This is a genomic window from Kitasatospora sp. NPDC057692, assembly GCF_042799475.1.
Classification (GTDB): domain Bacteria; phylum Actinomycetota; class Actinomycetes; order Streptomycetales; family Streptomycetaceae; genus Kitasatospora.
Genome location: NZ_JBHVIV010000018.1, coordinates 56,937 through 69,834, shown reverse-complemented (window position 1 = coordinate 69,834; position 12,898 = coordinate 56,937). Strand labels below are relative to the sequence as shown.

The 12,898-nt window shown below is 76.9% G+C and carries 8 protein-coding genes; 2 read left to right on the top strand and 6 right to left on the bottom strand.

All coding sequences use genetic code 11. From position 1 onward, the window contains the following. The first annotated feature begins 231 nt into the window (after positions 1–231). Together ACFVFS_RS13310 and ACFVFS_RS13305 are read left to right on the top strand one after the other, a co-directional pair. The gene (locus tag ACFVFS_RS13310; RefSeq protein ID WP_380623399.1) at positions 232–786 is read left to right on the top strand and encodes a Dps family protein; all 555 of its coding nucleotides are present in this window, start codon (positions 232–234) and stop codon (positions 784–786) included. Between the two features lie 17 nt (positions 787–803). Further along, on the top strand, positions 804–1,253 hold the full coding sequence (locus ACFVFS_RS13305; RefSeq protein ID WP_380623397.1) for an SsgA family sporulation/cell division regulator: 450 nt from the start codon (positions 804–806) through the stop codon (positions 1,251–1,253). 127 nt (positions 1,254–1,380) lie between these two features. On the opposite strand, the gene ACFVFS_RS13300 is transcribed toward ACFVFS_RS13305, so the two are convergent. From ACFVFS_RS13300 to ACFVFS_RS13275, 6 genes are all read right to left on the bottom strand, one after another. Next, complete coding sequence (locus ACFVFS_RS13300; RefSeq protein ID WP_380623395.1) at positions 1,381–2,826, bottom strand: DUF6519 domain-containing protein; 1,446 nt, start codon at positions 2,824–2,826, stop codon at positions 1,381–1,383. A gap of 62 nt (positions 2,827–2,888) precedes the next feature. Further along, positions 2,889–5,126, bottom strand: coding sequence for a hypothetical protein (locus ACFVFS_RS13295; RefSeq protein ID WP_380623393.1), 2,238 nt, complete (start codon positions 5,124–5,126; stop codon positions 2,889–2,891). Further along, a complete protein-coding gene (locus ACFVFS_RS13290; protein ID WP_380623391.1) occupies positions 5,123–8,908 on the bottom strand; it encodes a putative baseplate assembly protein in 3,786 nt (1,261 codons plus the stop codon). The genes ACFVFS_RS13295 and ACFVFS_RS13290 overlap by 4 nt, the downstream gene beginning before the upstream one ends. Beyond that, positions 8,905–12,153, bottom strand: coding sequence for a putative baseplate assembly protein (locus ACFVFS_RS13285; RefSeq protein ID WP_380623389.1), 3,249 nt, complete (start codon positions 12,151–12,153; stop codon positions 8,905–8,907). The genes ACFVFS_RS13290 and ACFVFS_RS13285 overlap by 4 nt, the downstream gene beginning before the upstream one ends. Beyond that, the gene (locus ACFVFS_RS13280) at positions 12,150–12,557 is read right to left on the bottom strand and encodes a GPW/gp25 family protein (protein WP_380623387.1); all 408 of its coding nucleotides are present in this window, start codon (positions 12,555–12,557) and stop codon (positions 12,150–12,152) included. The genes ACFVFS_RS13285 and ACFVFS_RS13280 overlap by 4 nt, the downstream gene beginning before the upstream one ends. Further along, entirely contained in the window at positions 12,554–12,886 is a 333-nt protein-coding gene (locus ACFVFS_RS13275; RefSeq protein ID WP_380623385.1) for a hypothetical protein, read from the bottom strand. The genes ACFVFS_RS13280 and ACFVFS_RS13275 overlap by 4 nt, the downstream gene beginning before the upstream one ends. Between the last annotated feature and the right edge of the window lie 12 nt (positions 12,887–12,898).

Below are 12,898 nucleotides of genomic sequence, written 5' to 3'. Positions count from 1 at the left end.
TGGAAACTTCCCAATGGGGTGCGGGGGCCCCCGGCGGTTGGTGTCGGGGGGGGCCCGCCGCGGGCGGGGGCCGCGGGCGCGCGCGCCCTCGGCCCGGCTCCGCCCCGGGTGCACGGACCGGTCGCCGGCCGTGCGCAGTCGGAACAGCCCGGGGGTCCGCGGCTTCCTAGCCTGGTGAGGCGTCGCCGACCGGCCGCACCCCGACTCCTCAGCACCACCGGGAGCACCACCATGACCAGCCAGCCGCGCCTCCATCAGCACGGACCGGAGGTCCAGCCCTACGGCACCGTCCACCAGCTGCCGATCGCGCTCTCCCACGACACCCGGCAGTACGCCTGCCAGCGGCTCAACCGCGTCCTCGCGGACACCCAGTTCCTCTACGCGCTCTACAAGAAGTACCACTGGGGCATGCGCGGCCCGACGGCCTACCAGCTGCACCTGCTCTTCGACAAGCACGCCGGCGAGCAGCTGGAGCTGATCGACGCGCTCGCCGAGCGGGTCCAGATGCTCGGCGGCGTCGCGGTGGGCGACCCCCGCCACGCCGCCGAGATCACCGGCGTGCCGCGCCCGCCGGACGGCCTGGAGGACGTGCGTTCGATGCTCTCCCGGCTCCTCGACGCACACGAGGCCGTCCTCGGCGACGCCCGCGACGCCGCCACCCGTACGGCGGAGCTCGGCGACGACGGCACCCAGGACCTCCTGGTCTCCCAGATCGTCCGCACCGGTGAGGCCCAGGTCTGGTTCCTCGCGGAGCACCTGGTGGTCAGCCCCGGCACCGTGGCCTGACCACCTTCGGAGGAACCGTGCCCGGACACCAGCCGTCCCCCGAACCGGGCGCGGACTCCACCGCGCTCACGCTGAACGTCGAACTCCACCTCGGAGAAGGCGAGTTCATGGAGCTTCCGATGCGCTTCGGGTACCGCGCCGACGCGCCCTTCGCGGTGGCCATGGCGTTCCCCGGCTTCGACCCGCCGACCAGGACCTGGGAGTTCTCCCGCGACCTGCTGTGGAAGGGCCTGCACCGCCCGGCCGGCACCGGCGACGTGCGGATCGCGCCCCCGTGCCGCTGCCACCGCCCCGGCCGGCTGCGGATCACCCTCCGCGCCGACGACGGCACCGCCGTGATCGACGTCCCGGCCGGGCCGCTGCGCCGCTGGCTACGGGCGCAGGTCTTCGCCCTGGTGCCCCGCGGCCGGGAGGCCGAACTGATCGACTGGGACGCCGAACTGACCCGCCTGGCCGGCGGCCGCTGACGGGCGGGGCCGACGGTTGGGCCGGGGCCTCAGGAGGCCTCGGCCGCGAGGAGCACGTTGGCGGTCTTGGACCGGCCGCCGCCCTGCGGGCGGCCGCCCTCGGCATCGGCCCCGTCGCCCCGGATGCCTAGCTGGGGGCCGACAGCGGGGCGAAGGTCCGGCGGAGGTCGACGGCGGTGGCGGGGGCGGTGATCCAGGCGAGCGGGGCGTGGTGGAGGCGGACGCCGGCCGGGGGCTGGAGGAGGGGTTCGCCGGCCGCGTTCAGGGGCCACTCCACCGATCCGGTGGCGGTGCGGGCCGGGACGAGCCAGTAGTCGCCCCGGGTGTACGTGCCGCAGGGGCGGAAGTACACCTGGACGCCGTCCTCCAGGTCGAGCCAGCCGCCCTCGCGCAGGGGCAGGGCGCCGCCGGACAGCGGGAGGGCGTCCCGGCCGCGCGGGGCGCGGTGGTCCCAGCGGCGCAGGAAGGGGTGGCGTTCGGCCAGGCGGCCGGTCCGCGGGGACGGTTCGGCGGACAGCCGCACCCGGCGGCCCGGCAGGTCGGTCTCCTCGACCTGGAGCAGGTCCGCCGGTTCGGTCCGGCTGAGGGAGGCGCTGTCCGCGACCTCGACCAGGTCGCCGACCGAGAGGCCCAGCTTGTCGTCGTCGCCCAGCGAGGTGAGGTCGACCCAGACGCCCTCGACCGAGGCGATCGGCAGGACGACCGAGCCGTTCTCCCGCGACCACTTGACGGTGGCGCCGTCCCCGGCGGAGCCGCCGCGGTGGACCTCCACCCGGTAGAGCTGGTTCTCCGGGCCCCGGTAGCCGGCCTCGGGGTGGGCCAGGCACGGGTCCTCGCTCGCCCGCTCCGGGCGGCGGGCACGGGCGGCCAGCGCGCAGGCGGGGCGCTCGCGCGGTCCGGCCCAGGCGTCGAAGGCCGCCCGGACCCGGGTCGCCCCGCCGCCCTCCGGCAGGTGCAGCTCCGAGCCGGGCAGGGCGAGCACCTGCCAGACGACCTTGGCCCGGGCCGCCGTGTCGGGCATCGCCGCACCGAGCGCGACCTCGCGGATCTCCGGGTCCTCGACCGCCGTGACGCTGCGCTCCCAGACCTTCAGGTAGACCAGGAACGGGAACTCCCCGGGCAGCCGGTCGTCGGGGAGCTCCTGGTCCCGGTAGGCGTCCGGCTGGTCCCAGTACGTCCAGCCGGCGGGCTCCTGCCGGACGCCGTCGCCGTCCGGGGAGCCGTGGCCGTCCGGGGAGCCGTGGCCGTCCGCGGACCCCTCGTCGGGTACGGCGGGGGCGGGCTCGGGGCGGTCGGCCTCGCACAGGACGCCGTCGATGTAGTAGCGGCCGCCGCCGATGGCGAGGTCGTCCAGGTCGTGGCTGCCCGGCAGGTGGCCGATCGCGAATCCGGCCGCCGCGGCCGGTCCGCCGTGGCGGCCGATCAGATCGGCGGCGAGCGTGCGCAGCTGGTACCGCTCGATCGCGGCCTGTTCGTTGGCGTCGGCGTCGAGCTGGACCCGGCCCTGCTGGGTCAGCACCGCGGAGTAGTGCCGGCCGGGCCGGAAGGTCAGGCGCGAGAAGTCTGCGTGCACGATTCCCTCACAGGGTCGGGGGCAGGGGTGTGGGAGCGGGTCGAGAGCGGCTCGGGAGAGGTTCAGGAGGCGAAGAAGACCCCGGCGTCGGTGCCGGCCGGCGTGTACTCGGCCAGCCGCGCCCGCAGGTTGTCCTCCCGCTGGGGCTGGAACAGGTCGTGGAAGGCGCCCAGTTCGGCGCCGTCCTCGGCGCCGCGGGTGATCTCCGGGGCGCAGCCGGCGGCCAAGCGGCCGTAGTCGGGCGTGCCGTAGCGGAGGCTGGTGAACAGCGGGCGGACCCGGGCGGCCTCCAGCTCACGCAGCGGGGCGGCCTGCGCCGGGGGCAGCCCGCCGCGCTCGACGAGTTCGGTGACCGCCGAGCGGACCAGGTCGGGCTGGCAGGCGTACCGGCGCGGGGTGCGCGAGCCCGGGGGGACGTAGCAGAACCGCAGGCAGCCGAGTGCGCGGCGGGCCACCCGCAGCCGCCCGGTGAAGACGCAGTCCTCGGCGATCGGCACCGAGTGGGCGTGCACCTCGCCGACCACCGTGGAGCGGTGCGCGTGCAGCAGCGCGTGGGCGTGCGTGCAGTCGGGCCCGGAGAGCGCCGGCCGCGCGGGGCCGGTGGCGTCCAGGACGCTGTCGTCGAGGTGGATCTCCAGCGGCTCGGCGCCCACCTCGTCGCCGACGACCTGGATCGCGCCCAGGATGCTGCGCTCGATCCGCACGCAGGCCGTGGTGCGGTCCAGCACGAGGCTGGGTTCGTGCGGCGCGTGCGGTGCGCAGTGCGGCTCCAGCGACCAGCCGGGCACCAGGGTGCAGTGCCGCAGGGTGACGGAGGCGAGCGGGCCGGTGACGTTGACGCCGCGCCCGGTGATCAGCAGGCCGTCCAGGACCAGCCGCCCGCCCGGGTCGGCGCCGCGGACGTTGAGGGCGTCCGGCCGGTTGCTGTACCAGTCGAGCAGCCGGATCACCGGCCGGGTGCCCTCGGCGGCGCGCAGCTCCAGGCGGTCGTCGGCCGCCAGGTCGAAGTCCAACTGCTCCTGGTAGGCGCCGCTGTGGGTGATCTCGATGACGGCGGAGCCGCCCGCGTCACCGCTCTGCTGGTCGGCGCGCCACCGCTCGTACGCCTCGTTGATCCGCTCGTGCGGCTGGCCGGGGCCGACCCGGTACACCGTCCGGCGCGGGGGCTCCGGGCGGTCGCGCGGGTACTCCCCGCCGCCGGTGTCGTCGCCGAACGCGTAGTGGAGGTCGACCCGGACGCCGCGGCGCGGGGCGGTGCGGGCGCCGAAGGCGATCCGGCCGAGCACCGGGTCGACGGCGACCTGGCCGCGCTGCGGCCGGTACGTCCAGTCGGTCAGGTCGGCCACCGTGATCTCGGTGGGCGGGACCGGCTCCCGGGCGTCGTCGCGCCAGATGGCGAAGCTCTTGCCGGGCCCGTAGTAGTCGGCCGGGTTCTCGGCCAGCTGCCGGCGCCGGATCGGTGCCGGCACGTTGTCGATCGCCGCGAGGTGGGTGGCCGAGGGCTCCGGCTCGGGCCTGGTGAAGAGCGGGGCGTCGTTGCCGAGGACCGAGAAGGTGAAGAGGTTCCTGGCCCGGTCGATGCAGTAGGCCGGGGCCCGGGTGAGGGAGTACGGCTTCAGCCGCCAGACGTACAGGGCCACCCCGGCCGGCGTGCGGCCGCCCCGGCGGCGGGCGGAGGCGGCCCGCCGGACGTCGACGGTGTGCGCCTGCTCGTCGAAGGGCCCGCCGAGCAGGTCCAGCGCGGCGCCCTGCCGGACGTCGACCAGCCGCCCCCGGTCCGGCCGCCCCGGGCCCGTCCGTCGGCGGTCGGCCGGCTCCTCGTCCGGGCGCAGCAGCCGCACCGGCGGGGTTCCGCCGAGCAGCCGGGAGAGCTCCACGGCCCGGGCCGGCCAGTCGGCGACCGAGGCGGACAGCTCCTCCAGCAGGGCGAGCGTGCCCTTGCGCCGCCGGTTGGCGACGGTGTTCGCGACGTCGAGCCGCGGCGCCAGCCGGGCGGCGAGCCGGTCGCGGGCCGCGGCGCGCTCCGGGGAGGCGCCGCCGTGCAGGCCGGTGGCGAGCACCTCCTCGTAGCCGGGCAGGATCCGGTAGCCGACCAGGTCGCCGAGGTAGGCGACGGCCCAGTCGGCGGCGGTCTCCACGAACCAGTCCCGGTAGCCCTGGTCGATGCCGCCGCGGACGACGTCGACCTGCTCGGCGACGACGGCCAGCAGGGCGCGCAGCGGCTCGCCCGCCTCGGCGTCCCGCAACCGGTGCCACTGCGGCAGCAGCTCCAGCAGTCCGTCCGGGTCCCGCTCACTCATGTGCGGACCTCCTTGAGGATCAGCGTGTCGGGCAGATTCGGTGACAGCACGGCGAGTTGGGCCGGGCGGATGCCGCGGAAGACCGTCAGCACCCGGCCCGCCGGGAGCGGGCGGGTGTCGGTGACGGCCGGGTTGAGGCGCAGCAGCTCCGCGACCGTGATGCCGTGGCGGGCGGCGATGTCGGTGAGGGTCTCCCCGGCGGGGGCGCGCACCCGGTAGCGCTGCTCGTCGAAGCGGGCGAGCCGGGCCGGGACGGTCGGCTGCGGCCGCGCGAGCTGCTCGGAGAGCTGCTCCAGCCCGTCCGGGGTGAGGCTGCCGGGCACGCCGGTGAAGGCGTCGACGTCGACCCGGTCCACGCCGGGGACGGCCTGGGCGGTCGCGAGCACCTCGGACAGGTGGGCGCTCTGGCCGAGTTGCCGACCGTCGTAGCCGAGGCGGTTCAGCAGGGCGCGGCGCAGCGCCGGTTCGACGAGGTCCCAGGAGTGGTCCGGGTCGACCACGACGCTCAGGGCGACGACCAGCAGGACGGGTTCGCGCAGCGCGACGACGACCGGCAGCCGCGGGTCGCCGTAGGCGGTGAGCGCGGAGCGCAGGGTGCGGACGAGGTCGGAGTCGGGGGTGAGCGGGATGTCGTCCACCCCGGCCACCGTGACGTGCACGAGCTCGCGCCGGCCGTCCGAGAGCCGGGTGGCGGCGGCGCGCCCGATGCCGGCCCGGGAGCGGGTGAAGTCCTCGTAGTCGGGGACCGAGACCAGCCGGTCCAGGGCGGTGACGGCGAGCGGGATGGTGCGGCGGGCGAGGCCGGGGCCGTCCGGGCCGGCGCCGCCGGTGGCGGGCAGCGGGTTGACGACGGCGGAGACGCCGAGCGGGCGGGTGGTGAGCTGGGTGATCCGGCCGGCGCCGACGTTGCCCGTCTCGCCGAGGCCGATCCGGTAGCGGGCGCGGACGTTCTCCCGGCCGGTGGGCAGCCGGGAACCGTGCACGCCGTCGCCGAAGGCGACGGTGGTGCGGCCGTCGCCCGACGTCCCGGTGACGTAGACCTGCTCGTCGGGGCCGCGTCCGGCGAGGCTGTCGACCTCGTGCCAGCGCACGCCGTCGACCCGGACCTCCAGGGTGCTGCGCGCGCCTCCGGGGGTGTCGGCGGCCAGCCAGGTGAGCGGCGACTGCCAGAGGGCGAAGCGCTGGCCCGGGACGCCGGCGTCGCCGCTGCCGATGGCCTCGTCGCGGGTGGCGCCCTGGGTGGCGCGGACCACGTTGCCGAGGATCTGGACGGTGTCGCGCCGGTAGCGGTGGGCGAGGTCGGCGCTGAGCGTGATCGTGGTGCGGACGGTGTCCCCGGGCAGCCGCGGGTCGACGCCCTGCTCGACGCCGGCGATCATGGCCAGCTCGGTGGCCCGGACCCCGGTGGTGTGCGGGATGTCGGTCCGCTCGCCGCCGACGGTGATCCACCGGCCGGGGGTCAGCCCGTCGTAGAGCCGGGCGAGTTCGATCCGGCCGCCGTGGACGTCCTCGGTGACGGGCTCGTCGGCGAGCCGCAGGGATTCGCCGCGGGCGTAGACGGTGGCGTCCCTGATGTGCGAGAGCTGGGTGTCCTGGTCGTCCAACCACGGCTGTTGCAGAGTCAGTTCGGTCACCTTGCCGGTGATGCCGAAGTCGGCGCGGGAGATCACCCGGACGTCCGTCACCCGGGTGATGACCTCGGCGAGGTCGCGGCTGCCCGGGATGCCGCCGTCGAGTCCCTTGCGCGGGCGCTGGACGACCACCCAGCTGCCGGGCGCGATCTGGTCGTACACGGCGTCGAGGGTGAGGACGGTGCCGGAGACCGGCTGCAGCTTGGTGGTGAGGACCACCTCGACGGCGGCGGGCGACTGCTCGGTGGCGGGGTAGCGGTGCACCCGGACGTTCAGCTCGCCGGACTCGCCGGTCCGCTCCTGGTCCGGGTCGAGCCGGTAGTCCAGCGCGGGGCCGGGCCCGCCCTCGATCCGCACGTGCACGCGGTTGTCGGCCTGCGGGCGGGAGACGAGGACCGTGCGCTCGGGCAGCTTGGGCAGGAAGCGGGAGCTGACGCCGGCCTCCTGCTCGGGAGCGGGAGCGGGGGCGGGGGCGGCCGGCGCCGAGGCGTGCGGGTCGGGCGGCGGGGCCAGCGGCGCGGTGGTGACCACCTTGACCTGGCCGGGCCCGAACGGGAAGGTGTGGTCCCACGGCAGCGAGAATCCGCTGTGCACCAGGCTGCCGGCCTCGACGTACGTGTAGTCGGCGGTCTCGGGGACGGCGCCGGTGTCGTCGAAGGTGACCCGGACGCCGATCAGCGTGCTGCCGGAGAGCGGCCAGTCCACGTAGCGGTCGATCCGGCCGTCGTCGCCGAAGACCGGCTTGAGCGGCGCGGTGGCACCGAACGGGGTGGCGACCACCCGCATCGCCTGGATCTCGTGCACGGCGAGCGGCGCGGTCAGGTCGACCCGGCGCCAGGCGGGGTAGAGGCCCTCGCGCAGCCGGGGGTCGAGGGCGGCGAGCAGCTGGGCGCCGAGGTCCGAGCCGGCCGCGAACAGGCGCCGCGGGTCGCGGGCGAGGTCCCGGGCGCTGAGCGGGGGCCGGGTGGGGGCGGTGCGCAGCGCCGCCAGCAGCGCGCCGAGCCCGCGCACGGCCGGGTCGACGGGCGCGGACCCGGGCTCCTGCGGCCCGGCCGGGTCGGGCGCCTGCGCCGGCTCCAGCTGGTGGGCGCGGTCCTGGAGGCCGGCCAGCGCCTCGCCGAGGCGCTCGAACCAGTCGGCCACCGGCCGCTGGGACCGGGCCAGTTCGGCGGCCTCGGCGGCCCGGGCGATCACCGGGGTGAGCCGGTCGGCGAAGTCGGCCGGGGTGTTCAGCGGACCGGACGGCAGGTCGAGGTCGGCGCGCAGCGGGGCCAGCACCTGGGCGTCGAAGTCCCGGACGATCCGGCTGTGCCCGGGCCTGGGGTCCGGGGCGGTCGGCGCGTCCGTGATCCGGTCCGCCAGCTCGGCGCGCAGGTCCTTGAGGGTGCGCAGGTCGCGGGGCAGCCCGATCACCGTGACGTCGTTCTCGCGGTCGAGCCGGACCTCGGGCACCAGCCGCAGCACCCGGTGGACCGGGTCGGCGGCCCGGTCGGCGCTGAAGACGAACAGCAGCCGGTCGCCGGGCCTGATGTTGTTGGCGGTGCCGGCGGCGAACAGCTCGGCGCGCCCACCGGGGTTCAGCTGGCCGGGCGTCAGCTGGTACGGGCGGCGGCGCAGGACGGCCAGCTCGTTCCAGGCGGCGCGGGCGGCGAGGTCCTCGGCGGTCTCGAAGGACTGCGGGTCCTCGCCGGGGCCGGGCACGCTCTGGCTGCGGGCGCCGCGCGGAACGGTCACGGTCGGGTCCTCGGCGGCCCGCGGGTCACGGTCGAGGGTGTAGGCGAGGTAGGTGTCGGCGGCCACGCCGGGCCGGGGCCGGTGTCCGACCAGCCGGCCGAGCAGGGTGAGCGAGGCCTCCTCGGTGGCGGTGCGCAGATAGCCCTCGTTGGCGATCCGCTCCGAGGTGAAGGTCAGCGCGTCGGCGAGCACGGCCCAGGCGTCCAGCAGCGCGATCGCCGGGTCGTCCGGGGTGCGGACCGTCAGGCCGCGCAGCGCCGGGTAGGCGGGGCCGGACAGCCGGGCGAGCAGGCTCGCGAGGAACTCCCCGTAGCGGCCGACCCGGTAGTCGATGGCGTCCAGCCCGGGCGGGTTGAACAGCGGGGCCGGGGTCGCGGTCGCGGTGCCCGAGCAGCCGCAGGTGCACTGGCCGGTCATCGGCCGCCTCCGATCACGATCGAGAGCCGGCCGTTCTCCGGCCGGTCGGGGTCGTTGTCGCACAGTGCGATCTCCAGCGCGCCGAGCCGCAGCAGCCCGTCGGCGGGCTCGCCCTCGTCCCGCCCGAACTGCCGGCGCAGCCGGGTGACCCGGGCGCTGACCACGCCGGGGACGGCGGCGGCCGCGGCCACCAGCCGGGAGGCCCGTACCGGGTCGCCGAAGCCCAGCGCGTCGGGGTGGAAGAAGCCCGGGCGCCCGTCCGGCAGGGCGCGGCTGCCCAGCACCCGCCGCAACGCGGCCAGGACGTGGCCGCGCTGGTGGCCGGGGGCGGCGCAGATCCGCAGTTCGAGGTCGATCGGCACCAGCAGCGCGGGGCGGACGGCCAGGTCGTGGCCGATCCGGCGGTACGGCTCCAGTCCGTGGCCGACCGCCGCCAGCAGGGCGGTGTCCGCCGCGGCCCGCCCGTACGGCTCGACGGCGACGTGGACCTCCTGGACGCTGCCGGTCCAGCGGAGCGCGGCGGCGGCGCGCCGGACGCCCGGCAGGGTGGCGGCCAGCTCCGCGTAGTCGGCGGCCGTGACGGCCCGCAGCCGGGTGCGGCTCAGCGCGAGCGGCGCCAACTGGCGGACCTGCTCCAGGGGTTCGGGCTCGACGCCGCCGGTGGCGGGAAGCGGGTTGCGGACGAGCCGCACCGCGTCCTGCGGCCGGGCGTCGCCCTCCCGGGGGTGGCCCGGTCCGTCCTGGCGGACCACCAGGTGGTTGACGGCCTCCGCGCCGACGTTCCCGGCCGCGCCGTTGCCGATCCGGTAGGCGATCCGCAGCTCCGCGCCGGGCCGGGGCGGCAGGCCGTGGCGGCCGTCGCCGAAGCGCAGTGCGAGGCGGCCGTCGTCCTCCAGCTCGCCCACGAAGTGCCGGTCGCGGGGGCCGTCGGCGAGCAGGTCGCGGCGGGGTGTCCACTCCCGGCCCTCGGTGTCGGCCCGGACCGCGGGCAGCGCGGCGCGCGGGTCCTGGACGGCGATCCCGCGCGCCGGGCCGGCCAGTGCGGGGGAGTCGGGATCGAGCCCGGCGGCGTACCGGGCGCCCCAGCTCTGGGCCACCTCCCAGATGCCGGGGTGCCGCAGCGGCACGCCGGAGCGGGTCCGCGCGGTGAGCACGTCGAGGCGGCGCAGCTTGGCCGCGAGCAGCCGGCCGCGCCGGGCCAGCAGTTCGCGCAGTCCGGCGGCGGGACGCTCGGCGAGGTGCAGCTCGCGCACCGCCCGGGCGCCGAACAGCAGGGTCAGCTCCGCGAGTTCGGCGCGGGAGAGGTGATGGCCGCGGCGCGCCCGGTGCCACAGCTCCTCCAGCCGCTGCCGGACCCGCTCGGGAACCGCGGCGAGCAGGGCGGCCTGTCCGGCGCAGACGTGCGCCCGGTCCGGGTAGCCGGCCGCCTGGGTGACCGGCGCGTCGTGCAGCAGCGGGCGGAAGGGCTGCGGCAGGACGGGGTAGCGGGTCTGGTCGAGCAGCGTCTCCAGCGCCGCCGCCTGGGCGTCGGCGGTGGGCGGCTCGACGACGGCGCCCGCGCCGTCCCCGCCCTCCGCGCCCGCGCCGGGTGCGAGCCGGACGCTCAGCCCGGCCCGGAGCACCGCCGCCTCCCCGACCAGCGCGTACAGCTCGCGCACCTGCTCCGGGCCGAGCCGGCGGCCGGTCCGGGCCCGGTCGAGCAGCCCGTGGACCGCCTCCGCGGCGGGGCTGCCCTCGGTGCGGTCCGCGCAGCCGGAGCCGCCCGGCCCGCAGGGCGCCACGCGGACCGGCTCCGGCGGCACCGCGACGGTCTCCGGGGCACCGCCGCCGAACGTGAGGGAGCGGCCGTGGTCGACCAGGACGACGTTGCCGCGGGCGACGCTCACGTCGGGGATCGGGCCGCACTCGCTCCCGCCGTGCGCGGAGAGGCAGACCGGGAAGGAGAGCGCGTCCTCGGACGCCCAGGCGACCTCGACCACGGGCTGCCCGTAGAGCTCGTCGACCAGGGGGGTGACGGCGGTGAGCCGGACGGCCTGGCGGTGCGCGGGGTCGGCGTCGGCGGCGGCGCCGGTGCGCGGGCCGAGCACCTCCTCGATGACCAGCAGGTCGCCGGGGCGCAGCGCCAGCCGGCGGCGGCGGTTCTGCGGCCGGCCGTCCGCCTGCCGGTCGCCGTCCTCTCCGTCGGCCTCGTCGTGGTCGGCCGGGTGCCAGTCGTCGCGCAGGGTGGCGGAGGTCGCGCCCGCGGGGAGCACGCAGTCCTGATCGCCCCAGGTCCAGAAGCGGAGGGTGTTGTGCGCGGGGTGCAGCACCAGGTCCGCCCCGCCGAGCGGCTCGAACACCTCGACGACGGCGGTCCGGGTGAGCGCGTCCAGTTCCTCGTCCGGGATCACCGTCGACAGCTGCGGGCGTTCCTGCGGGCCGAGCCGGCCGAGGTCGACGGCGGCGAAGCGGAAGGTGCCGTGCCGCAGGGTGAGCGGGCGGTCCGCCGCCAGCGCGACGAACGCCCGGGCGTTGCAGCCGTCGTGCACGGCGTAGTCGACCAGCCGGACGTGGCGGCGCACCGAGACCCGGCGGCGGGCGGTGTCGAGGTACGCCTCGGTGGCCACCGCGTCCTGCTGGTAGGAGAGCCGGTCGGCGGTGTAGGCGAGCAGCTCGACCAGGGTGAGGCCGAGGTCGGGCAGGTGCCGCTCGGACCAGCCGGGGGTGGTGAGGCTCATCCGGTCCAGCACGAGCCGCCGCAGGCTCTCGTAGTCGCGGGCGGTGCGGTCGACGACCGGGGTCGGCCGGACGGCGGGCGGGCAGTCCTCCTCGGTGCGGCAGTCGTAGGGGGAGGGGCAGTCGAGGCCGAAGGAGAAGCCGGTGCTGGCGTACCGCGGGTCGAAGCCCGGGTAGGGGCGGGTGCCCGGCCGGCCGTAGGCGTCCGCCTCGACCACCGTCAGCCGGTAGCGGGAGGTGTCTCCGGAGCGGTCGAGGGTGACGCGCATCCGGTCGTCCAGCTCCGGGTCCTCGGAGCGCTCGATGTCGACCGCGACGGCGCGCAGGCCGGTGATCCGCCGGCCGCCGTCGACGCGGACGTTCTCCGGGCCCAGCTCCTCCGGCGCCCGGCCGAGGAAGGTCACCTCCAGCGTGCGCCCGTCGTCCGACGGCTCGGCGCCGTCCAGGCCCAGCAGGTGCGCCGAGCGCACGTCGGCGCGCCGGAGCTCCGTCCCGCACCGGGCCGCGGGGCCCTCGGTCCGCCCGCTCATGCCGCCACCCCGCCCTCGAACACGTCCTGCCGCCGGGTGCCGGTCCGCAGGACGACGTACGCCAACTCGACCCGCACCACGTTGTCCTCGCTCTCCACGTCGAGCGAGGCGACGGCGATCACATCGCCGAGCCACCGCTGCAGCGCCGCCTGGACGGACAGCTGCAGGGTGGCCGCCAGCTCCGGGCTGTTCGGCGCGAAGACCAGGTCGAGCAGTCCGCAGCCGAAGTCCGGGTGCATCACCCGCTCACCGGGGCTGGTGAACAGCAACTGCTCGATCAGGTCGCGCACATGGTCGTCGTACGGCGCCTCGGCGGTGCGCCCGCGGCTGTCGATCCGGAACGGGAACGCGAGGTCCGTCCGGGCCGGCCCGGCGCCGCTCCCGATTCCCCGGGCGGTGCTCATACCCCCACCGCCCGCTGCTGGACGACGGTCACGATCGGCGGCCCCTGCGGGACCTGCTCGGCGCTCTGGCACAGCCCGACGGCTGACTGCGGCAGCGCGGGGGAGCCGTTCACCCGGATCCGGGCCGAGGGCACCACCCAGCGGACCGTGACGCAGGGCTGCGGCTTGCCGGCCACGGTGAACGGGCAGCCGGTCACGGTGTACGGGTCGGCCGTGCTGGTGACGGCCTGGCCGGCGACCAGGACCCGCGCCTGGGCGGGCCGGGCCGTCGCCTGGGCGCCGTGCGGGCAGGTCACCGTCGCATGGACGTGCAGCAGATTTCCGGGCACGAGGCCCCTCCC

Coding starts and splice junctions, on each gene's coding strand:
- ACFVFS_RS13310 (WP_380623399.1), top strand. CDS start 232: ATGACCAGCCAGCCGCGCCTCCATCAGCACGGACCGGAGGTCCAGCCC.
- ACFVFS_RS13295 (WP_380623393.1), bottom strand. CDS start 5,126: ATGAGTGAGCGGGACCCGGACGGACTGCTGGAGCTGCTGCCGCAGTGG.
- ACFVFS_RS13290 (WP_380623391.1), bottom strand. CDS start 8,908: ATGACCGGCCAGTGCACCTGCGGCTGCTCGGGCACCGCGACCGCGACC.
- ACFVFS_RS13285 (WP_380623389.1), bottom strand. CDS start 12,153: ATGAGCGGGCGGACCGAGGGCCCCGCGGCCCGGTGCGGGACGGAGCTC.
- ACFVFS_RS13280 (WP_380623387.1), bottom strand. CDS start 12,557: ATGAGCACCGCCCGGGGAATCGGGAGCGGCGCCGGGCCGGCCCGGACG.